The organism is Hephaestia mangrovi (assembly GCF_019880555.1).
In the GTDB taxonomy this organism is placed as follows: Bacteria; Pseudomonadota; Alphaproteobacteria; order Sphingomonadales; family Sphingomonadaceae; genus Sphingomonas; species Sphingomonas mangrovi.
Window position 1 is genome coordinate 49,832 of record NZ_JAINVU010000006.1, and the last position, 20,274, is coordinate 70,105.

Consider the following 20,274-nt stretch of genomic DNA (forward strand, 5'->3'; position numbering starts at 1 on the left):
GCGTGACCGCGGGGGGGGGCGTTTATCCGAACGCCCGCGCGATCAGATCGTCGGTCGAGGCGTCGAACGATTGCCCGCCCTTGTCCGCCGCTTTGGCCATTTCCTTGCCCAGCTCGACGCCGAACTGGTCGAACGGGTTGATATCGAGCAGCACCGCATTCACGAACACGCGATGCTCGTAGAACGCGATCAGCGCACCCAAGGTGTGCGGATCGAGCGCGTCGAGCAGCAGCGTGGAGCTTGGCCGGTCGCCGGGATAGCTGCGCGCCGGATCGGCATCGTTGGCGCGGCCGCTCATCAGCGCGGCGCCTTGCGCGAACATGTTCATCAGCAGTTGGCGGTGGTGATCCCCGGCGAGCGTATCGCCGGCTTCGATCACACCGATGAACTCGACCGGCACGAGGTGCGTACCCTGGTGGAGCAGCTGGAAAACCGCGTGCTGCGCGTCGGTGCCGACGCCGCCCCAGGTGATCGCCGCGGTGGGGCGGCCGACCGGCTTGCCCTCGACGGTGACGCCCTTGCCGTTCGATTCCATCTCGAGCTGCTGGAGATAGGAGGGCAGCAGCCGCAGCCGCTCGTCATAAGCGAACGGCGCCCGCGTTTCGGCATGTTTGACCTGGGTGTAGAACAGGTCGGCGAAGGCGGCGAGCGCCGGCGCATTCTCGTGAAGTGCCGCGAGGCGGAAATGGCGGTCCATCTCGGCGGCGCCGTCGAGCAGCTCCTGAAACGCGTCCCAGCCCAGCGCCAGCGCGGCGGGAAAGCCGATCGACGACCATAAGGAATAGCGCCCGCCGACGCTTTCCGAGAAGGGCAGCACGCGGGTTTCGTCGACGCCCCATTCGATCGCCTTGTCGGGCGAGGCGGTCAGCGCGACGACCTTGCCATAGGGATCCTCGACGCCGCCCTCGGTCATCCATTGCAGCGCGCTGGCGGCGTTGAGCATCGTCTCGGTGGTGGTGAAGGTCTTCGACGCGATCACCAGCAGCGTCGCCTTGGGATCGAAGCGCTTGAACGCATCCTCCATCGCCACGCCATCGACGTTGGAGACGATCGCCACGTCGTAGCGGCTGTCCTCGCGCCCCAGCGCATCGACCAGCAGGTGCGGCCCCAGCGCCGAGCCGCCGATCCCGGTGTGCAGGATGTGGCGCACCTCACCGAACGCGCCGCTTTCGATCGCGTCGATCAGCGCGCGCATCCGGGCATGGAGCGCGCCCGCCTTGGCGACCGATTCCTCCGCGCCCTCGCCACGCTCGGCGGTGTGTTCGGCGGCGCGATCCTCGGTGACGTTGACGTGTTTGCCGGCAAACATCGCCTCGCGCTTGCCGGCGAGGTCGGTGGCCTTGGCCAGCTTCTCGAACGCGGCGATGGCGTCGCGCGTCAGATGCGTCTTCGACCAGTCGAAATGGATGCCTGCGACGTCGAGGCTGAGCCGGGCGACGCGACCGTCATCTTCCTTGAACAATTGCTCGAGATGCGGCGGGTCGAGCGCTTCAATCGCGCTCCAATCGGCTTTCGACATGGCAAGGACTCCGAAGAATAAGGATCGTCGCGCCAGCACCTAGTGCGTGGCCTGCGTGGGGACAACGCCCCAAAGCGACAAAGGTCCGCGCTTGACGGCCCCGCGCGCGCGTGCGCAAAGCCGCAACATGGCCCGATCCGATACCGCCCGCCTTCGCGGCAAAGCCGGCAAGCAGCGTTCCGAGCTGGCCGATACGCTGTTGTTCCTCGTCAAGCTGGTGATCTTCGTCGCTGTGTTCAGGAGCTTCCTGCTGGCGCCGTTTTCGATCCCCTCGCAATCGATGCTGCCGCGGCTCTACATCGGCGACTATCTGTTCGTGTCGAAATGGAATTACGGCTATTCGAGGAATTCGCTGCCGTGGAGCGTGCCGCTGATTCCCGGCCGGCTGTTTCCGCACACGCCGCACCGCGGCGACGTCGTGGTGTTCAAGAGCCCGGCGCGCAGCCATGAGGATATCATCAAGCGCGTGATCGGCCTGCCCGGCGACACGGTGCAGGTGAAGCATGGCCAGATCATCCTCAACGGCAAGCCGGTGTCGCGCCAGAAGGTCGGTGATTTCGTCATCCCGCTCTCGCCCAATTACAACACCAGCATCCCGCCGGGCGAGGATCAGCCCAATTGCCCGCCGCCGTTCGCCACGCGTAACGCGTCGGGCCAGGCGGTGTGCCGCTATCACCAGTTCCGCGAGACGCTGCCCGACGGCAAGAGCTATATGGTGCTCGACCGCGGCGACTATCCCGATGCGGACGATACCGCCGTCTATCACGTGCCGACCGATTCGGTGTTCATGATGGGCGACAATCGCGACGATTCGGGCGACAGCCGCTTCCCCGTCGAGGCGGGCGGGCTCGGCTACGTGCCGATGGTCAATCTCGAAGGCCGCGCGCTCATCACCTTCTGGTCGACCGACGGGTCGGCGGAATGGATCAAGCCGTGGACATGGGTATCCGCCGCGCGCTGGAGCCGGATCGGGCACGGCTTCTGATGAGCGACCTTGCCGACTGGCTGGAGCAGACCTTCGGCGCAGCGCCCGGCGCCCTTGGCCGGTACGAGCGCGCGCTGACGCACGGCAGCCAGGCCAGCGCCAATTACGAGCGGCTGGAGTTTCTCGGCGACCGCGTGCTCGGGCTGGTGATGGCCGAATGGCTGTTCGAGCTGTTTCCCGACGAGCCCGAAGGCGCGCTGTCGAAGCGGCTGAACGCGCTCGTCACCGGCGCGGTGTGCGCCGAGGTGGCGCGGACGATCGACGTCAGGCCGCACCTCAGGCTCGGCAAGCAGGCGCGCGACGATGGCGCGGCGAATAGCGACAACGTGCTGGGTGATGTGATGGAGGCGCTGATCGGCGCGCTCTATCTCGATCACGGGCTGGAGGTGCCACGCGGCTTCGTGCGGCGGGCCTGGGCGGATCTCGTCCACTCCCATGCCGCCGCCCCGCAGCATCCCAAGTCGGCGCTGCAGGAATGGGCGGCGGCGCACAATCGCAAGCCCCCCGCTTACGAGGTGCTCGATCGCTCGGGCCCGCATCATGCCCCGCGCTTCACCATCCGCGTTTCGGTCGGCCAACAGGCCGAGGCGACCGCCAGCGGCGCCAGCAAGCAGGAAGCCGAAACCGCCGCCGCCAGGGCGCTGCTGGAGCAATTGGCGTGACGCAGCATTGCGGACTCGTCGCCGTCGTTGGCGCGCCTAATGCGGGCAAGTCGACGCTGGTCAACGCGCTGGTCGGGCAGAAGGTAGCGATCGTCAGCCCCAAGGCGCAGACCACGCGCACGCGGCTGATGGGGGTCGCGCTGGAGGGAGAGGCGCAGATCCTGCTGGTCGACACGCCGGGCATTTTCGAGCCCAAGCGCCGGCTCGACCGCGCGATGGTGGCGGCGGCCTGGGGCGGGGCAGAGGGCGCCGATGTGCTGGCGCTGGTGGTCGACGGCAAGGGCGGGCTCGGCGAGAAGGTGACGGCCATCGTCGAGGCGCTCGCCGGTCGCCGCGAACCCAAATATCTGATCCTCAACAAGGTCGACATTGCCGACAAGCCGAAGCTGCTGACGCATGCGCAGCGGCTCAACGAGATGCTGCCGTTCGCCGAGACCTTCTTCGTCTCGGCGGCGACCGGCGACGGGCTGCCCGAGCTCAAGCGCGCGCTGGCCGCGGCGATGCCGGCGGGGCCGTGGCATTTCCCCGAGGATCAGGTGTCCGACGCCAGCGAGCGGATGCTCGCCGCCGAGGTGACGCGCGAGCAGCTCTATCTCCAGCTCCACGCCGAATTGCCCTATGCCAGCGCGGTCGAGACCGAGGCGTTCAAGGAGCGGCCCGACGGCTCGGCGGAAATCCACCAGCAGATCCTCGTCGAACGGCCCACCCAGCGCGCCATCGTGCTCGGCAAGGGGGGCAGCCGGATTCGCGAGATCGGGGCGAAAGCGCGCGCCGAGCTGGCGGTGCTGCTCGATCGCCCGGTCCACCTCTATCTCCACGTCAAGGTGAAGGAGGGCTGGGACGAGGATCGCAGCGTCTATCGCGACATCGGGCTCGATTGGGTGGAGTAGCCGCAGGAGGCCTACGGCACACCGCTTCCGGTCGCCCTGAGCCTGTCGAAGGGCGGCTTCGCGATCGACCGGGCCGGGGAAGCGTCCTTCGACAAGCTCAGGACGAACGTCGGTGGCTGGCTGACCCCGATGGCGGTTCGATTCAGGCGAACGGATACAGCGCGGCGGTGATCCAGCGGCCCTCGCCGCGCAGCACGCCCCAAGCGCGGGCGGCGGCGCGGCTGTCCATCGGCTCGATGCCGATGCCGCGCTTTTCCAGCGCGCCAACCAGCGACTGCGGCGGACGGACGAGCGTCGCGCCGGTGCCGAGCAGCAGGAATTCCGGCACGGGATCGAGATCGAGGACCGAGGCGAGCGCGGCCTCGTCGAGCGCGTCGAGCGGCGGTGGCGTCCAGCCGTCGGCGCGGTTCGCGGACAGCAGAAGCGCGCGATAGACATTTTCGTCGACGCGGAAACCGCCGCGGACGAAGCCGTTGACCAGCGGCCCGTCCGGGTTCTTCTCGCGCTCGAAACGCATGGCGCTATTCGCCCTGCGGCCTGATCCGCTCTGCCTTTCCGGCGGCCTTGCCCTTGGCTTCGGGCGGCTCGGCGCGCAGGCCGAGCGTGATGAGCAGCGACGACGAGACGTAGATCGACGAATAGGTGCCGACGATCACGCCAAGGATCATCGCCGCGGTGAAGCCGTGCAGCACGAAGCCGCCGAATAGCAGCAGCGCGCCCAGCGCCAGGATCACCGTCAGCGAGGTCATCACCGTACGTGGCAGCGTCTCGTTGACCGACAGGTTGACGATCTCGCGCATCTCCATCTTGCGATAGCGGCGCATGTTCTCGCGGATGCGGTCGTCGATCACGATCTTGTCGTTGATCGAATAGCCGATGATCGTCAGCACGGCGGCGACGATGTTGAGATCGAATTGTAGCTGCGTCAGCGCGAAGAAGCCCAATGTCATCAGCACGTCGTGGAGGATCGCGACCACGGTCGAGATGCCGAATTGCCATTCGAAGCGGAAGATCGCGAACAGCCCGATCGCGAAGATCGCGACCAGCACCGCCATGATGCCGCGATGGATCAGTTCATCGGAAACCTTGCCCGAGACGGTATCGTATTTGGCGAATTCGGCGCCGGGGAATTTGGCCGCGACGGCGGTCTCGACCTTCTTGACCACCGCGTTGGTGCGGCCCTCGTCGGTGCCCGGCGGCTGCGGCAGACGGATCGAGATCACCTTGGGATCGCCGAACGGCTGCAGCGCGACGTCGCCGACGTTGAGGCCGTCGATCGTCGAGCGCAGTTCGTCGAGCGGCGGCGCCGTTTGGAAATGCTCCTCGATCATCAGGCCGCCTTCGAAGTCGACGCCCATGTTGAGGCCGCGCGCGAAGACCAGCGCGATGGCGCCGATGGTCAGCAATGTCGTCACCGCAAACGCGATGTAGCGCAGGCGGACGAAATCGATGTTGGTGTTGTCGGGGACGAGTTTCAGCAGGCGCATGGGACCGTTCCCGCTCTCAAATGTGGATTTCGCTGGGGCGATTGCGGCGAAGCCAGATCGCGACCAGCATGCGGGTGAAGGTGACGGCGGTGAACACCGACGTGGCGATGCCGAGCAGCAGCACGATCGCGAACCCCTTGATCGGGCCGGAGCCGAGGATCAGCATGATCAGCCCGGCGATGCCGTGCGTCACATTCGCTTCGAAGATCGTGCGGCTCGCTTCCTTGTAGCCGAGTTCGACCGACTGGACGACATTGCGCCCGCGTCGTCGCTCCTCGCGGATACGCTCGTTGATCAGCACGTTGGCGTCGACCGCGGTGCCGATCGTCAGCACGAAGCCGGCGATACCGGGGAGCGTGAGCGTCGCGTTGAGCAGCGCCATCAGGCCGAGGATGACGAACAGGTTGATGGCGACCGCGAGGTTGGCATAGAGCCCGAACCGGCCATAGGTCACCGCCATGAAGACGATCACCGCGGCCAGCGCGATCGCCGAGGCGATGATGCCGGCGTGGATCGAATCGTTGCCCAGTTCGGCGCCGACGGTGTGCTCCTCGATCACCTTGAGGTTGACCGGCAGCTTGCCCGATCGCAGTGCGATGGCGAGATTGTTGGCGCTCTCGACCGTGAAGCCGCCGCCTGAAATCGACGCGGTGCCGCCCAGGATCGGCTCATCGATCCGCGGATAGGAAATCACCTGGTTGTCGACGATGATCGCGAACGGCTTGCCGACATTTTCCTGCGTCACCTTGGCGAAGCGGCGCCCGCCTTCGGAATTGAACCGGATGACGACATCGGGCTGATTGTTCTGATCGTATTTCTGCTGCGCGTCGTCCAGCATGTCGCCGGAGATAATCGTCGTGCGATGGACCGCGATCTTCTGCTGCGGGTTATCCGCCATTGGCAGGATCTCGTCGCCCACCGGCGCGATACCCTTGGCGATCGCCGCCGGATCGGCATTGACGTCGACCATCTTGAATTCGAGCTTGGCGGTCTTGCCGAGCAGGTCCTTCAGCGCCTGCGGGTTCTGCAGGCCGGGCACCTGAACGACGATGCGATCGGTGCCTTCCTGGACGATCGTCGGCTCCTTGGTGCCGAGCGCGTCGATGCGCCGGCGGACCACCTCGGTCGCATCGGCCATCGCGTTCTTGACAGCTTCCTGCAGCCCCGCCTCGGTCGGGGTGAGGACGAAGCGGGTCGAATCGACCACGCTGATGTCCCAGTCGCGCTGGCCGGACAGGCCGGCGCCCGAGCCGGTGATCTTGAGCAGGCGCTCGCGCGCCGCATCGACCTGCGACACGTCGCGCACCATGAAGGACAGCTTGCCGCCCTGGATCGAGATGTCGCCGATGCCGATCGGCGATCCGTCGGTGCGCATTTCCTGCTGCACCGAATCGCGCATTGCGGCGAGGCGCGAGCCCTGCAGATCCTTGATGTCGCCTTCGAGCAGCAGATAGGAGCCGCCGGCGAGATCGAGCCCGAGGTTGACATGCGGATGGATCGGCCACTTGGATGTGGCGGTCTCACCGAAGAAACTCGGGATCGACAGCGCCATCAGCACGGCGAGCAGGCCGACGATCGAAGTGATCTTCCAACGGGGGAAATCGAGCATGGCTTCAGTCGTTCGCCGGCTTGCCGCCGAGCGGACTGATCCCGGTCAGCGTCGACTTGACGACGCGAACGCGCACGCCCTGCGCGATCTCCACCTCGACGATGTCGTCGGAAACCTTGGTCACCTTGCCGATCACGCCGCCGGCGGTCGTCACCTCGTCGCCCTTCTTGACGGCGGCGATCTGCGCCTGCTGCTCCTTCATCCGCTTGCTCTGCGGGCGGATGAACAGGAACCAGAAGGCGATGAAGATGATGATCAGCGGTGCGAAGCTGATCAGGCTCGCGGCAAGGCCACCATTGGCGGCGGCGCCACCGGCGGCCTGGGCATAAGCGGGAGTTGCGAACATGGCGTCCTGAAAGCAATGGGTGCGGCACGGGGAACCCGCACCGGCATCAAGCGCCGCGCGCTAACACCTCAACCCGTCATAAGCAACATTCGGCTCGTCGCGGCGCTGTCTCGCGGCTTGCATCGCAGCGGACTCGGCGATAGAGGCCGCCGCTCCGGTCCGCCCGATCGCGGGCCGGCCCATGGTCGGGGCGTAGCGCAGCCTGGTAGCGCATCACACTGGGGGTGTGGGGGTCGCTGGTTCGAATCCAGTCGCCCCGACCACTTTGCCGCAAGGCCGCCGCGGTACGGGGCCGCGGTCATCTCGATCGATACGATGCGGATTGCCCGACCGTTCGCCCGCTCAACGCGTCCCGCTATTCCAGCAGCTTTGGCGCTTCCTTCTGGAGCATCGCCTTCACCTGGTTGGCGAACAAGGCCATCATCGGCGGCAGATCGATCACCGCGTGGACCTTGTCCTCGAAGGTTTCCAGCCGGCTGGCGATCGTCTGGCCCATCGCCTGGACGGTGAAGTGCATCGTATCGCCGTCCCAGCGATGATCGACCATTGCGCCGCCGGGAATCATCGTGGCGAGCTTGCCGATGCCGCGATCGAGCCGTTCATGCACGCCCGCTTTGCCGAGCTTGTGCGGGATATCCATTTCAACGGGCTCGCCCATCATGCCGTCTCCTCGTCGCGCGCGAAGATCATCGCGTCGTTGGCAAACGCCTTGAACTCGAGGGCGTTGCCGCTGGGATCGCGGAAGAACATCGTCGCCTGCTCGCCGGTCTCGCCCTTGAAGCGGATGTGCGGCTCGATCACGAACGCGGTGCCAGCCGCCGCCAGCCGGTCGGCGAGCGTCTGCCAGGCGTGCATCGTCAGCACGACGCCGAAATGCGGCACCGGCACCGCCTTGCCGTCGACCGGATTGGCGTGCCGAGCGATGCCTGCGCCCGGATCGAGATGCGCGACGATCTGATGGCCGAACAGGTCGAAATCGATCCAATGGTCCGAATGCCGCCCCTCCGGGCAGCCGAGCAGGCCGCCATAGAAAGCGCGCGCCTCGGCGAGGTCGCGCACCGGAAAGGCGAGGTGGAAGGGGCGGATCGCGTCGGTCATCAGGACGATATAGGCGTCTTATCGATCAAACACACCTCCCAATCGACTCAACGCGCTGTGCCGAGCCAGTCATCGCGGAACGCCTGCTGGCTGGCGGTGAGCGTGCCGCCGGTCGCCTCGGCGCGGACGATCTCCAGCGTCGGATCGGCGGCGGCGGTCAGCGTCACGCGATGCTCGCCGCCGCGGTTGCGATAGACCAGCATCACCTGCTCGCCGGGCTTGAGCGGGGCGAGCGCGGCGGTCCAGTCGTCGGCCGTGCCGATCCGGGCATTGCCGAGCGCGACCAGCGTGTCGCCGCGATCGACCCCGGCCTGGTAGAGCGGGCTGTCGGGCGAGGGAATATCGTCGAGCGTCACCCCGTCGTTTCCTGCGGTAACGTCGCTGGTGCCGATCCAGCCCTGGCCGGGATGCGCGGCGCGCAGGATCAGCCCGGCGGGTGCCAGCAGCGGCGCGAAATCGGGCAATGCGCTGCCGCGAATCGTCGCGTCGAAAAACGATTTGGCGAACGCGGGATCATGGGTCAGCTCGGCGAGCCCATCCTCGAGATCCCGCGGCGAATAGGGCCTGGCCGGGGCGTAATCGGCCTGCTCCATGCCGTTGCGCCGCCACATGTGCCGCATATAGGCGTCGAGGCTGAGCTTGTAGCGTTCGCGCAATTCGAGATCGAGCGCCAGCGCGATCACCGCGCCATAGGGGTAATAAGAGGTGTAGATGTTGCCATTGGTGGCGTCGATCGCGGTCGCCGCGTCGACGAACGGCGCGCGCAGGCTCATTTCCTGCGGCGAGCCGTAGCGGCGCCCGGGGCCGGTGACGACGCGGCTCAGTGTTTCGCCCATCTGGTCCAGCCAGTCGTCGACGCTGCTCTCGCCGGCGCGACGCACCATCAGCGGGCCGATATATTGAGTGAAACCCTCGGCGAACCACAAGGATCGCGTCGCGTTGGCGCGGGTGAAATCGAACGGCTCGATGCCCTGCGGGCGCAACCGCTCGACATTCCAGGCATGGGTGAATTCGTGGGCGACGGTATCGATCTGTTCGAAATTGCCATCATGCAAAGACAGGGGCTTGCTGATCATCGTCGAGTTGCGATGCTCCATGCCGTCGCGACTGATCTGCGGCATGTAATCGGCGATAAAAGTGTAGGTGCCGAAATCGTAATCGGGCGGGGTGCCGAACAGCTTGATATGCTGCTGGATCAGCTTTTCGATCATCGCTGCGAAATGATCGACATCGGCAGCGCTATCCTCGCTGTGAACGGCGAGGCGGAAAGTGTAGGTCTTGCCGTTGCCCTGCACCTTCCATGTCCTGAGCTGGAAGTCGGACAGCTCGGTCGGGCTGTCCATGAAATATTGCAGGTTGGGCGCCCAGAAGGTGTCCGCGGCGCCCGCCGACGGCGGCAATTGCGTCGCGATCTTCCATGCGGGATCGATCGGGTGGAACGTGACGCGGATCGGATCGTCGTCATGCCCCGCCGCCCACATGAAGGTCGCCGGCATGTTGAGATGCGCGTGCGTCGGATCGATCTGCGCATAGGTGCCGTCGCCATGATCGCCGTAGAGCGTGTAGCGCAGCGTCACCGTGCCGCCCGTCGTCGGCACGCGCCAGCTGTACGGATCGCGGCGCTCGATCGCCAGCGGCCTGCCGGCGCCGTCGACGGCCGACACCGAATAGACGTTCTTGGCGAATTCGTGGAGCGCGTAGCGGCCGGGCGACGACCGCGCCATGCGGAATTCGACCGTACCCGGCTTGAGGTTGCGATAGGTGACGCTGATTCGCGCTTCGTGGTGCACTGCATTGGGAAAACTGACGTCGTAGCTCACCGGCGCGTTCGGGCCGGGATCGTGCGCCTGGGCAAAAGCGGGCGCGGCGGCGGCCAGCGCGATCAGACCAGCGGCACCAAGATGGCGGCTCATGCGATGTCCCTCGATTGTCCGGAAATATGGTTGATCGCGGCATAAGCGAGGTGCCGGCAGGCGTCCAGCGGCGTAGCTGGCGGTGGTCCGTTGCGACCAACCGTTTGCTCGGGCATGATCGACGGATGGATTGGATCGGGGAGATATTCGTTCAGGCCATATGGGAGGGTCTCGGCGAAATCGCCTATCGTAAATGGGGATGGGTCGGCGCGTTGTCGGTGCTGCTGGCACCGATTGCGATGATCGGGTTGATCTTCTGGGCCTGGCTTGGCTGAACAGATAGGCATCCGCCTCGACGGGGGCGCTTATTTCGGCAGGGATGCGGGGCGCGATTGCAACCGTCGCCGAATCACGCAATAGCGCCTGGCGATGCGGCGCCTCGCCATTCCCCTTATCCTGGTTCTGCTCGGTGCGGCGGCCGCGTGCGGTTTCGCGCCGCTTCAGGCGTGGTGGCTGGCGGTGCCGGCACTCGCCGCGTTCCTGTGGCTGGTCCATGACGCGCCGAATGTGAAGGCGGCGCTGTGGCGCGGCTGGTGGTTCGGCTTCGGCCATTTCACGATCAACAACAACTGGATCCAGCACGCCTTCACCTATCAGGACAATATGCCGCATTGGCTCGGCTACGGCGCGCCGATCGCGCTGGCGCTGTACCTGGCGGTGTTCCCCGCGGCCGCCGCCGGATTGGCCTGGCGACTGGCCAGCCCGCGCGCGACGGGCGATGCCGTGACGCCGCCGGGCGCGGCGTTCGTCCTCGTCGCGGGCGCGGGCTGGATCGTCACCGAATGGCTGCGCGCCGAATTGTTCACCGGCTATGCTTGGGATCCGATCGGCGTGATCTGGGTCGCGATCCTGCCGGTGGCGCGCGCCTCGGCCTGGGTGGGCACTTATGCACTGTCGGGGCTGACGATCGTCGCGGCCGGCGCGCTGATGCTGCTCGTGGGGCGGCGCTGGGTGCTCACGGCGGTGGTGGCCGCGGCGACGACGATTATCGTTACCGTCAATTTCCACAATACCGCGCCGGCCCGGCCCAACGCGCCGCTGGTCCGCGTCGTCCAGCCCAACCTCGGGCTCGAGGATCAGGATGCGCCCGATTATACCGAGACGAGCTTCGAGGCCCTGCTCGGCCTTTCCGGCCATCCCGGCGCCCGGCCGCGGCTGATCGTCTGGCCCGAAGGTGCGGTGCGCTACATGCTCGAGGACGGCTATCCGCTCCAATATTATTACGAGGGCTGGCCCAGCTTCACCCGCGCACGGATCGCCGCCAAGCTCGGCCCGCGCGATATCCTGCTGACCGGCGGCGACGGGCTGCTGTTCGATAAGGCCGGCCACCTGACCTATGGCACCAATTCGATCTTCGCGATCGACGCTTATGCCCGCATTCTCGGCCGCTACGACAAGGCGCATCTGGTGCCTTATGGCGAATATCTGCCGATGCCGTGGCTGCTGCGGCCGCTCGGCCTGTCGCGGCTGGTGCCCGGCGATACCGACTTCAAGCCCGGCCCCGGCCCGCGCGATTTCACGCTGCCCGGCTTCGGCAAGATCGGCGGGCAGGTTTGTTACGAGATCGTCTTCTCCGGCGAAGTGGTGGATGAAAAGCATCGGCCCGCCTTGATCTTCAACCCGTCCAACGATGCCTGGTTCGGCTCCTGGGGCCCCCCGCAGCACCTCGCACAGGCGCGGATGCGTGCGATCGAAGAAGGGGTACCCATCCTGCGCTCGACGCCGACCGGCATCTCCGCGGTGATCGCCGCCGATGGCCGCCTGCTCGGCGCGCTGCCGCTGCATCACGCCGGCGCGATCCAATTGCCGATGCCCGGCGCGCTGCCGCCCACCCCTTTTTCGCTGCTCGGCAACTGGTGGGCGGCGATCGTCGCGGCCGCGCTGTGCCTGGTGGCCGTTGTAATCCGGCGCCGCGCGCGTTAGATGCGCATATAAGGAAAGCTTTATATCAGGCTTTCGATGCTCAACCCTTACAGTTTCAAGGGAATTTTCATGCGCTCTTCGTACATCTTCACTTCCGAATCGGTTTCCGAAGGCCATCCTGACAAGGTTGCCGACCAGATTTCCGACGCCGTGGTCGATCTGCTGCTCGCCACCGATCCGCAGGCGCGCGTCGCCTGCGAGACGATGGTGACGACGCAAAAGATCATCCTGTCGGGCGAAATCCGCTCCTCGGATCGCGACTTGATCGACGAGGACGGCAATCTGACCGAGGGCGGCAAGGCGAAGATCGAGGCGGTCGCGCGCGATGTGGTGCGCAAGATCGGCTACGAGCAGGACGGCTTTCACTGGCAGACCGCGGAGTTCCAGAACAATCTGCACGCGCAATCCAAGCATATCGCGCAGGGCGTGGACGCCGCGGGCAACAAGGACGAAGGCGCCGGCGATCAGGGCATCATGTTCGGCTTCGCTACCGACGAGACTCCCGACCTGCTGCCCGCCACGCTTTATTATTCGCACCGCATCCTCGAACGGATGGCGGCCGATCGCCACGGCAAGAAGGTCGATTTCCTCGAGCCCGACGCCAAGAGCCAGGTGACGCTGCAATATGTCGACGGCAAGCCGGTCAAGGCGACCGCGCTGGTCGTCTCGACCCAGCATTCGGCGGCGCTGTCGAGCGACGAGGGCCAGAAGAAGCTGCGCGATTACGTGATGCAGGTGATGGCCGAGACGCTGCCCGAGGGCTGGATGCCCGAGGACAAGGCGATCTACGTCAATCCGACCGGGCTGTTCGAGATCGGCGGACCGGACGGTGACGCCGGCATCACCGGGCGCAAGATCATCGTCGACACCTATGGCGGCGCGGCCCCGCACGGCGGCGGCGCGTTCTCGGGCAAGGATCCGACCAAGGTCGATCGCTCGGCGGCGTATGTCGCGCGCTATCTCGCCAAGAACGTGGTGGCGGCGGGGCTGGCCAAGAAGTGCACGATCCAGCTTTCCTACGCGATCGGCATTTCGGAGCCGCTGTCGGTTTATGTCGATACGCACGGCACCGGCACGGTCGACGAAGCCAGGCTCGAGGAAGTGCTGCCCAAGCTCGTCAGCCTGACGCCGCGCGGCATCCGCGAGCATCTGAAGCTCAACGCGCCGATCTACCAGCCGACTGCGGCCTACGGCCATTTCGGCCGCGCGCCCGATGGTGATCTGTTCACCTGGGAACGCACCGATCTGGTCGACGACCTGAAGGCGGCGGTCGCCTGACGTTTCAAATAGCGCGTTAAATTGATTCATGTTAAGCTCCCCGGCGCGGAAACTGCGTCGGGGGGCGTTTGATGTTTCGACTGCTGCTTGCTCTATCGCTGTCGGCCTTGCCAAACGTCGCGCTTGCGCAGACCGCGCCGATGCCCAGAATGGCGCCCGCGGAGGCGATCCAACTGTTCCGGAACGCTGGCTTCGAACTGGTCGATGGTCACCTGCAAAATCGCTGCGGACATGCCAGCAACCCGCGTGTCCAGTTTATCGATCTGAACGGCGATGGCAGGCCCGAAGCGCATGTCGCCGACGTCGATGTCAAATGCTATTATCCCAAAGGCGCCTATTACGCGCTGATGGTCCGCAGCGACGACGGCCGTTGGGGGCAGATGATTGCCGAGGACGCGATCCTCAGCTTCGACAAGACCCGCACAGACGGCTGGATCGATGTCGAGGTCAAGCCGGGCAACGGCGATTGTCCCGGTGTGCGCCACCATGAATCCTATGCCTATATAACCCCCTGTATCGCAGGCGAGGGCGGCGCGTCGACACGCGAAGCGGCAGCGGCGGAGGCGGCGAAATCGGCACCACCGGCGCGTGCGCGCGGCTATCCGACCGACGGCTGGAAGGCGTCCGTCACCTTCGCCGCCCTCCGCCCGGCCGAGCAGGACGCGATCATGCGCGCCGCTGGCCTGACCCGCAGCGGTGCGGTGTGGAAGGGCTGCGAGGGAGCATCGGAAGCGGATGCCAAGAGCGTCGAGATCAAGGATCTCAATCATGACGGCCGCCCCGAGGTGATCGTCACCGACTCGGGCTATCAATGCTACGGCAATTCGGGCCAGGAATTCACCATCCTGCGCGCGACGCCCGGCGGCTGGGCGCAGATGATGCAGGTGACGGGGATACTCGACCGCTTCATGAAGCCGACCGGCGCCGGTGGCTATCCCGACCTGATGGCGGGCGGACCGGGCACCTGCGTCGGCGTGTGGCGATCGGACGGCCGCCAATACAAGATCCTGCGCCGGCAGGAAGGCGACGAGGACACCGGCCCGCCCTGCCACTTTTAGGCCCTGAGGCTTGCCAGCCGATAGCGCGGTGGCCTAGCGGCGCAGCGATGAACGATCCGACGACGATCCGCCGCCTCTACGGCCGCCGCCAGGGGCACAAGTTGCGCGCCGGGCAGGCCGCGCTGGTCGAGGCGTGGCTGCCGCGATTGAGCGTGCCCGAGAGCGCGTCGCTCGATGCGGCAACGCTGTTCGGCGATGCGCGGCCGCTGGAAGTCGAGATCGGGTTCGGCTCGGGCGAGCATCTCGCCGCGCAGGCCGAGGCGCACCCCGATCGCGGCTTCATCGGCTGCGAGCCGTTCCTCAACGGCGTGGTCGGCGCGCTCGGCCATATCCGCGATCGCGACCTTGGTAATGTCCGCCTGCACATGGGCGATGCGCTGAGCGTGATCGAGCGGCTGCCCGATGCCAGCCTCGATCGGGTCTATCTGCTCCATCCCGATCCCTGGCCCAAGGCGCGCCACGCCAAGCGGCGGATGATCAACGACGGGCCGCTCGATCTGATCGCGGCGAAGCTCAAGCCGGGCGGCGAGTTCCGGCTCGGCACCGACGATCCGACCTATTGCCGCTGGTCGATGATGGTGATGAACCGCCGCCGCGATTTCGCCTGGCAGGCACGGAACCCGGCCGATTTTCTGACCCGCCCGGCCGACTGGCCGGAGACGCGCTACGAGCGCAAGGCGCGCCGCCAGGGGCATGAGGTCTGGTACTTCCGCTACCGCCGCGCCTGACGCGCTTGGGATAAGGCCGGATCGGGTGTATATCGGTGGCATGAAGACGAGAGGATATTGCCCCCCGCCAGCCTGAAGGACTTGTGCCATGCGCTCCCACGCACTCCGCTCCGCGCCCGCCGCCGATCTGCCCGAGATCCGGACGATCCATGTCGCGGACCTGCGATGGGCGCTCGCGCAGGGCTGGCGCGATCTGACGCACAAGCGCAGCGACCTGGTGCTGGCCGGGCTGTTCTACCCGCTGATCTGCGCCGTTGCCGTCTATGTCGCCTTCAACCAGCCGTTGCTGCCGCTGCTGTTTCCCCTGGTCGCCGGGCTGTCGATCGCCGGTCCGGCGGTGGCGAGCGGCTTCTACGAGATCGCGCGGCGCGAGGAGGAGGGGCGCGATGCCGGCTGGGCGCATTTCTTCGATCCGATGCGCGGCCGCGCGCGTGAACCGCTGGTCGCGCTGGCGTTCGGGCTCGGGCTGATGTGGCTGGCCTGGCTGGCGGTCGCCTGGGCGATCTACGGCGCGACGATGGGCTATGCGACGCCGGACGGCATGGGCGATTTCCTCGCGCGGGTGTTTTCGACGCCGCAGGGCTGGGCGCTGATCGTGCTTGGCAACCTTGCCGGGCTGGCCTTCGCGCTGACGACGTTGGCCAGTTCGGTGATCGCCTTCCCGATGGTGGTCGACCAGCAAGTCGAGGCGGGCACCGCGATCCGCACCTCGCTCGCCGCGTTCCGCCACAATCCGCGCGTGATGCTCGGCTGGGGTCTGCGCGTGGCAACATTGCTGGCGCTTGGCATGATCCCGTTCGCGATTGGCCTCGCGGTGGTGCTGCCGTGGCTCGGCTATGCGACTTGGCACCTCTATACGCGAACCGTGGTTCGCTGAGAGTCAGCCTTCTCGCACCCAGGCACGCGCGCCGTCGATATCGGCAAGCGGAAAAACGCGCACTTCGGCGGGCAGCAGCGCGCCTGCCGCACGCGTGACGGGCCCGATCCAGCCGCTGTCGGTAACGACCGCGCAGCGCGCGATATCCTTCAGGTGATGCCAGCCCCATTTGATGTCCTGCCACCAGATCGAGCTGTCGATCGCGCCGATCTGCTCGATCGTTTCGATCAGGCGCAGCTTGCCGAACGCCGCGATGGCGCCATCCATTTCGGCGACGACGCGATCGTAATCGGCGCGCGCCACGCTGCCGGCGACGGTCAGTTCGACGACCCCGTCGGTGGGATCGGTAAGACAGGTAATCATCGGCGAGCTCCTCTTCCCAACGCGCTCTTTTCCCCGCATCATGCGCCGAACCATGGAAATGTTCCCCGCCGTCACCACAATCGCGCAGACCATCCAGCTCTCGCTGAGCCCGGTATTCATGCTCGCCGGCATCGCGGGGGTGCTCAACCTGCTCGCCGGGCGGCTGTCGCGGGTGATCGATCGCGCGCGCGTGCTTGAACAGCTCCACCCGAGCTCGAGCGGGCGCGAGCATGATCGCCATGTGTGGGAATTGCGCCTGCTCGATCGCCGGATGCGCGGGATCAACATCGCGCTGTTCCTGTGCACCGGCAGCGCGATCGCGACTTGCGCGGTGGTCGCGCTGCTGTTCATCGGCGAGCTGGCGACGCTGCACATCGGCACGATCGTCGCGCTGGCGTTTATCCTGGCGATGCTGATGCTGGTCGCCGGGCTGGTGATGTTCGCGCTCGAAGTCCGGCTATCGGTCCGCGCGACGCGGATCCGGGCGGAATTGCTCAAGTAAGGGCGCGGCTCAGTCCTTCCACGCCCAATAAAGTTGCGCGGGCGGGACGTTCCACCATTCCATCGCATGATCGATGCGATCGGCGTGGGGGATCAGGAAATCCTTCACCTTGGGCGAGAATTGATAGACCAGGAAAGCGCCGCCGGGGCGCAGTGCGGCGAAGGTTTCCGACGCGATGGTCGGCCCGACACCATCGGGCAGGGTCGAAAAGGGCAGGCCCGACAGCATGTAATCGGCATGCTCGTGGCCGTGGTCGGCGATGATCTGGCGCACGTCGGCGGCCGAGCCGTGAACCGCGAAGAAGCGCTTGTCGGTGATCGTGTGGCGCAAATAGCGGATGAAATCGGGATTGGTGTCGATCGCGATATAATGCGCATCGGGCGCCATGTGCGAGAGCACCGTCGGGCAGAAGGTGCCGACGCCGGGGCCATATTCGACGAACAGCTTGGTATTGGCCCAATCGACCCGGCTCAGCATCTTGTCGATCAGCTTCTGGGTCGACGGCATCACCGATCCGACCATCACCGGATGCTTGATGAATCCGCGCAGGAACATGCCCCAGGGTGACGGCATACCGGCGGGACGACGGGTACGGGCGCGCCGGGCAGCGGTGGTCGTGCTGGGCATGGGCTTCCTATCAGTTGCTGGAACGGGTTCGATCGCAAGAATGCAACGACAATTCAAGCGCCGGGGTTTCGTGCCGGGCGCCATACCGGGTTTGCGCCGCGATCGGAAGCGCCTATTCACTGTCCGCATGGAGGGGGAGCGCGCCGGCCAGATCGCCGTGATCTTCGTGTCGCAGCGCAATGCTGACGACGATGCCGGCTATGCCGCGGCGGCCGAGGCGATGGAAGCGCTCGCCGCGCAGCAGCCCGGCTATCGCGGTATCACCAGCGTGCGCGAGGCGGGCGGGGCCGGCATCACGATCAGCTATTGGGCCGATCATGCCAGCGCGCGCGCCTGGCGAGACCATCCCGATCACGCGCGCATCCGCGATGCCGGCCGGGGGCGCTGGTATGACGCGTACGAGGTCGCCGTCGCCGAAGTCTCGCGCAGCTACTATTGGCGGCGCGGATGACGCCGCGCCCCGCGATCAGCCGGGAATTCGCGCTGCTGTTCGCGGTGATGTTGACGATCGCCGCGGGCAATACCGCGCTGCAATCGGTGCTCCCCGCGCTCGGCCGCTCGCTGGGGGTGGCAGACAGCGCGGTGGCGGCGTGCTTTTCGGTTTCCGCGCTGCTGTGGGTGATCGCCGCGCCGATCTGGGCACGGCGATCGGATCTGCACGGCCGGCGGGCGATGATCCTCACCGGGCTTGGCGGATATGCGGTGTCGCTTGGGACGTGCGGGCTGTTCCTCGCCGCGGGGATCAACGGCTGGATCGCGGGATCGACGGCGTTCGCGCTGTTCATCCTCGGGCGGCTGGTCTACGGCGCGTTCGGGTCCGCGGCGCCGCCGGCGGTGCAGGCGCTGGTCGCCGACAAGACCGCGCATGACGAGCGGACGCGCGCGCTGACGCTGCTCGCCTCGGCGACCGGGCTGGGCACGATCATGGGGCCGGCGATCGCGCCGTTCCTCAAGATGGGATCGCTCGGCGGCATCGAGATCGGGCTGGCCGGCCCGGCCTTCTTCGCCTGCGCGCTGGGCATCGCGATGTGGATCGCGGTGCGCGGCACGCTGCGGCGCGACAGCGGCTATCATGAGGGCCATGGCGCGGCGGCGAGCTATCCGTCGATCGGCGGCCAGTCGACCGGCGCCAGCGTGGTCGCGGCGACGGCGGAGGGGATCGAGCCCGTCTCGGTTCGCGATCCGCGCGTGCGGCCATGGCTCTCGATCGGCCTCGTCAGCGGCCATGCCCAGGCGATGACGGGGCAGGCGATCGGCTTCCTGGTGATCGATCGGCTGCACTTGCCGCCGGCGCAGGCGCTGGAGCCGACCGGGCTCGTGCTGATGATGGGCGCGGGCGCCGCACTGCTCGTGCAATGGGGGCTGATCCCGCTGTTCGGGCTGACCCCGCGCCGGCTGGTACTCACCGGCCTCGCGCTGGCGGCGGCGGGCACGGTGCTGACCGGGCTGGCGACGTCGCTTTATTCAATCGCGGTGGCGTATGCGCTCGCTTCGATGGGATTCGGGTTCGCGCGGCCCGGATATACCGCGGGGGCCTCGCTCGCGGTCGGCCCGGCGGCGCAGGGATCGGTGGCCGGCAAGGTGACCTCGATCAACGGCGCCAGCTTCGTGCTCGGTCCGTCGATCGGAGTCGGCCTGTACGAGGTGGGGCACCCCATTCCCTATATCGCCGCGGGGCTGGCTTGCCTCCTCACCTTCGCCATCGGCTGGGCGCGGCTGCGGGACAGTTTCAGCCCGGGCGACGCATCCTGAACAGCGCGTCTTGGGTGATCTCGAAATAATCGGCCGGGCCGCCGCCGCGCGTGATCGGGTGCGGCCGCGCGGTCTGGTAGACGCCGTTTTCCAGGCAGTCGCGATCGATATGCACCCCGATCGCCTCGCCGATCACGAGCCATTGGTCGAGCGCCCGGCCTTCCTTGGTCTCGAGCCGGATCAACTGGGTCAGCCGGCACTCGAACTGCACCGGGCTGCCCGCGACGCGATCGGGGCGGACGAGGCGTGACGGCAGCGACCCGACGCCGGCAAGCGCGAATTCATCCACATCGGCCGGCACCGTCGCCGAGCTTGCGTTCATCGCCTCGGCCTGCCCGCGAGTCGCGAGGTTCCAGACGAACTCGCCGGTTTCCTTCACATTGGCGACCGAATCCTTCCAGCCCATCGACGAGAAGGCGACCAGCGGCGGCGAATAATTGATCGCGTTGAAGAAGCTGTAGGGCGCCAGGTTGCGCACGCCTGCGCCGCTGACGGTGGAAATCCAGCCGATCGGGCGCGGCGCGACGATCGCGTTCAGGGGATCGTGCGGCAGGCCATGGCCGGCGGCGGGCTCGTAAAAATGGAAATCGGTCATTGCGCGATCAGATGATCGCTGTAACGATCGGGTCAAGTGGGGCGAAGGACCGGTCGCGCGAT

General features: G+C 66.6%; 23 protein-coding genes and 1 tRNA gene. 13 read left to right on the forward strand and 11 right to left on the reverse strand.

Translation table 11 applies throughout. The annotated features are described in order from the left end of the window. Nucleotides 1-22: 22 nt before the first annotated feature. Complete coding sequence (pgi, locus tag K7G81_RS13840) at nucleotides 23-1,519, reverse strand: glucose-6-phosphate isomerase (RefSeq protein WP_223031408.1); 1,497 nt, start codon at nucleotides 1,517-1,519, stop codon at nucleotides 23-25. Nucleotides 1,520-1,646: 127 nt separating this feature from the next. On the opposite strand from pgi, the gene lepB reads away from it, so the two are divergent. Genes lepB through era form a run of 3 tightly spaced genes read left to right on the forward strand, consistent with a single transcriptional unit; the run spans nucleotide 1,647 to nucleotide 4,056 of the window. Beyond that, on the forward strand, nucleotides 1,647-2,504 hold the full coding sequence (gene lepB, locus K7G81_RS13845) for a signal peptidase I (RefSeq protein ID WP_223031409.1): 858 nt from the start codon (nucleotides 1,647-1,649) through the stop codon (nucleotides 2,502-2,504). Next, on the forward strand, nucleotides 2,504-3,166 hold the full coding sequence (gene rnc, locus K7G81_RS13850) for a ribonuclease III (protein WP_255587071.1): 663 nt from the start codon (nucleotides 2,504-2,506) through the stop codon (nucleotides 3,164-3,166). The genes lepB and rnc overlap by 1 nt, the downstream gene beginning before the upstream one ends. Next, entirely contained in the window at nucleotides 3,157-4,056 is a 900-nt protein-coding gene (era, locus tag K7G81_RS13855) for a GTPase Era (RefSeq protein WP_223031580.1), read from the forward strand. The genes rnc and era overlap by 10 nt, the downstream gene beginning before the upstream one ends. 142 nt (nucleotides 4,057-4,198) lie before the next feature. Here the strand turns inward: era and K7G81_RS13860 are convergent, their stop codons facing one another. Genes K7G81_RS13860 through yajC form a run of 4 tightly spaced genes read right to left on the reverse strand, consistent with a single transcriptional unit; the run spans nucleotide 4,199 to nucleotide 7,498 of the window. Further along, nucleotides 4,199-4,573 (reverse strand): Mth938-like domain-containing protein, encoded by a 375-nt coding sequence (locus tag K7G81_RS13860; RefSeq protein WP_223031411.1) that lies wholly within the window; start codon nucleotides 4,571-4,573, stop codon nucleotides 4,199-4,201. Nucleotides 4,574-4,577: 4 nt separating this feature from the next. Beyond that, on the reverse strand, nucleotides 4,578-5,543 hold the full coding sequence (gene secF, locus K7G81_RS13865) for a protein translocase subunit SecF (RefSeq protein WP_223031412.1): 966 nt from the start codon (nucleotides 5,541-5,543) through the stop codon (nucleotides 4,578-4,580). 16 nt (nucleotides 5,544-5,559) lie between these two features. Continuing rightward, nucleotides 5,560-7,152, reverse strand: coding sequence for a protein translocase subunit SecD (gene secD / locus K7G81_RS13870; RefSeq protein ID WP_223031413.1), 1,593 nt, complete (start codon nucleotides 7,150-7,152; stop codon nucleotides 5,560-5,562). A gap of 4 nt (nucleotides 7,153-7,156) precedes the next feature. Beyond that, a complete protein-coding gene (yajC, locus tag K7G81_RS13875; RefSeq protein WP_223031414.1) occupies nucleotides 7,157-7,498 on the reverse strand; it encodes a preprotein translocase subunit YajC in 342 nt (113 codons plus the stop codon). Nucleotides 7,499-7,684: 186 nt separating this feature from the next. Between yajC and K7G81_RS13880 the strand changes: the two genes are divergently transcribed. Next, nucleotides 7,685-7,761 (forward strand) — tRNA-Pro (locus tag K7G81_RS13880). Between the two features lie 92 nt (nucleotides 7,762-7,853). Here K7G81_RS13880 and K7G81_RS13885 read toward each other — a convergent pair. From K7G81_RS13885 to K7G81_RS13895, 3 genes are read right to left on the reverse strand one after another with little or no spacing between them, the layout of a single operon-like run. Continuing rightward, nucleotides 7,854-8,159 (reverse strand): polyhydroxyalkanoic acid system family protein, encoded by a 306-nt coding sequence (locus K7G81_RS13885; protein WP_369412114.1) that lies wholly within the window; start codon nucleotides 8,157-8,159, stop codon nucleotides 7,854-7,856. Continuing rightward, nucleotides 8,156-8,596, reverse strand: a complete 441-nt coding sequence (locus K7G81_RS13890; protein WP_223031415.1) for a VOC family protein — start codon at nucleotides 8,594-8,596, stop codon at nucleotides 8,156-8,158. Before K7G81_RS13890 ends, K7G81_RS13885 begins: the two co-directional genes overlap by 4 nt. Nucleotides 8,597-8,643: 47 nt before the next feature. Next, nucleotides 8,644-10,509 carry a M61 family metallopeptidase gene (locus tag K7G81_RS13895; RefSeq protein WP_223031416.1) on the reverse strand — a complete coding sequence of 622 codons (1,866 nt, stop codon included), beginning with the start codon at nucleotides 10,507-10,509 and terminating at the stop codon, nucleotides 8,644-8,646. Nucleotides 10,510-10,634: 125 nt separating this feature from the next. Here K7G81_RS13895 and K7G81_RS13900 point away from each other — a divergent pair, with 125 nt between their 5' ends. From K7G81_RS13900 to K7G81_RS13925, 6 genes are all read left to right on the forward strand, one after another. Next, complete coding sequence (locus tag K7G81_RS13900; protein ID WP_223031417.1) at nucleotides 10,635-10,784, forward strand: hypothetical protein; 150 nt, start codon at nucleotides 10,635-10,637, stop codon at nucleotides 10,782-10,784. 94 nt (nucleotides 10,785-10,878) lie between these two features. Continuing rightward, a complete protein-coding gene (lnt, locus tag K7G81_RS13905; protein WP_223031418.1) occupies nucleotides 10,879-12,432 on the forward strand; it encodes an apolipoprotein N-acyltransferase in 1,554 nt (517 codons plus the stop codon). A gap of 69 nt (nucleotides 12,433-12,501) precedes the next feature. Beyond that, nucleotides 12,502-13,710: a methionine adenosyltransferase gene (metK, locus tag K7G81_RS13910; protein WP_223031419.1), complete on the forward strand. Its 1,209-nt coding sequence runs from the start codon at nucleotides 12,502-12,504 to the stop codon at nucleotides 13,708-13,710. 71 nt (nucleotides 13,711-13,781) lie between these two features. Further along, complete coding sequence (locus K7G81_RS13915; RefSeq protein ID WP_223031420.1) at nucleotides 13,782-14,768, forward strand: hypothetical protein; 987 nt, start codon at nucleotides 13,782-13,784, stop codon at nucleotides 14,766-14,768. Between the two features lie 47 nt (nucleotides 14,769-14,815). After that, nucleotides 14,816-15,496 (forward strand): tRNA (guanosine(46)-N7)-methyltransferase TrmB, encoded by a 681-nt coding sequence (gene trmB, locus K7G81_RS13920; protein WP_223031421.1) that lies wholly within the window; start codon nucleotides 14,816-14,818, stop codon nucleotides 15,494-15,496. 88 nt (nucleotides 15,497-15,584) lie between these two features. Next, on the forward strand, nucleotides 15,585-16,373 hold the full coding sequence (locus K7G81_RS13925) for a DUF2189 domain-containing protein (RefSeq protein WP_223031422.1): 789 nt from the start codon (nucleotides 15,585-15,587) through the stop codon (nucleotides 16,371-16,373). Between the two features lie 3 nt (nucleotides 16,374-16,376). On the opposite strand, the gene K7G81_RS13930 is transcribed toward K7G81_RS13925, so the two are convergent. Then, nucleotides 16,377-16,736: a SpoIIAA family protein gene (locus K7G81_RS13930; protein WP_223031423.1), complete on the reverse strand. Its 360-nt coding sequence runs from the start codon at nucleotides 16,734-16,736 to the stop codon at nucleotides 16,377-16,379. A 52-nt stretch (nucleotides 16,737-16,788) separates the two neighbouring features. Here K7G81_RS13930 and K7G81_RS13935 point away from each other — a divergent pair, with 52 nt between their 5' ends. Next, nucleotides 16,789-17,238, forward strand: coding sequence for a DUF2721 domain-containing protein (locus tag K7G81_RS13935; RefSeq protein ID WP_223031424.1), 450 nt, complete (start codon nucleotides 16,789-16,791; stop codon nucleotides 17,236-17,238). Nucleotides 17,239-17,247: 9 nt separating this feature from the next. On the opposite strand, the gene K7G81_RS13940 is transcribed toward K7G81_RS13935, so the two are convergent. Continuing rightward, on the reverse strand, nucleotides 17,248-17,865 hold the full coding sequence (locus K7G81_RS13940) for a class I SAM-dependent methyltransferase (RefSeq protein WP_223031425.1): 618 nt from the start codon (nucleotides 17,863-17,865) through the stop codon (nucleotides 17,248-17,250). A 40-nt stretch (nucleotides 17,866-17,905) separates the two neighbouring features. On the opposite strand from K7G81_RS13940, the gene K7G81_RS13945 reads away from it, so the two are divergent. Then, the gene (locus tag K7G81_RS13945; RefSeq protein WP_439649554.1) at nucleotides 17,906-18,316 is read left to right on the forward strand and encodes an antibiotic biosynthesis monooxygenase family protein; all 411 of its coding nucleotides are present in this window, start codon (nucleotides 17,906-17,908) and stop codon (nucleotides 18,314-18,316) included. Further along, entirely contained in the window at nucleotides 18,313-19,617 is a 1,305-nt protein-coding gene (locus K7G81_RS13950; protein ID WP_223031426.1) for an MFS transporter, read from the forward strand. The genes K7G81_RS13945 and K7G81_RS13950 overlap by 4 nt, the downstream gene beginning before the upstream one ends. Here the strand turns inward: K7G81_RS13950 and K7G81_RS13955 are convergent. Next, on the reverse strand, nucleotides 19,595-20,212 hold the full coding sequence (locus tag K7G81_RS13955) for a flavin reductase family protein (RefSeq protein WP_223031427.1): 618 nt from the start codon (nucleotides 20,210-20,212) through the stop codon (nucleotides 19,595-19,597). The genes K7G81_RS13950 and K7G81_RS13955 overlap by 23 nt on opposite strands. Between the last annotated feature and the right edge of the window lie 62 nt (nucleotides 20,213-20,274).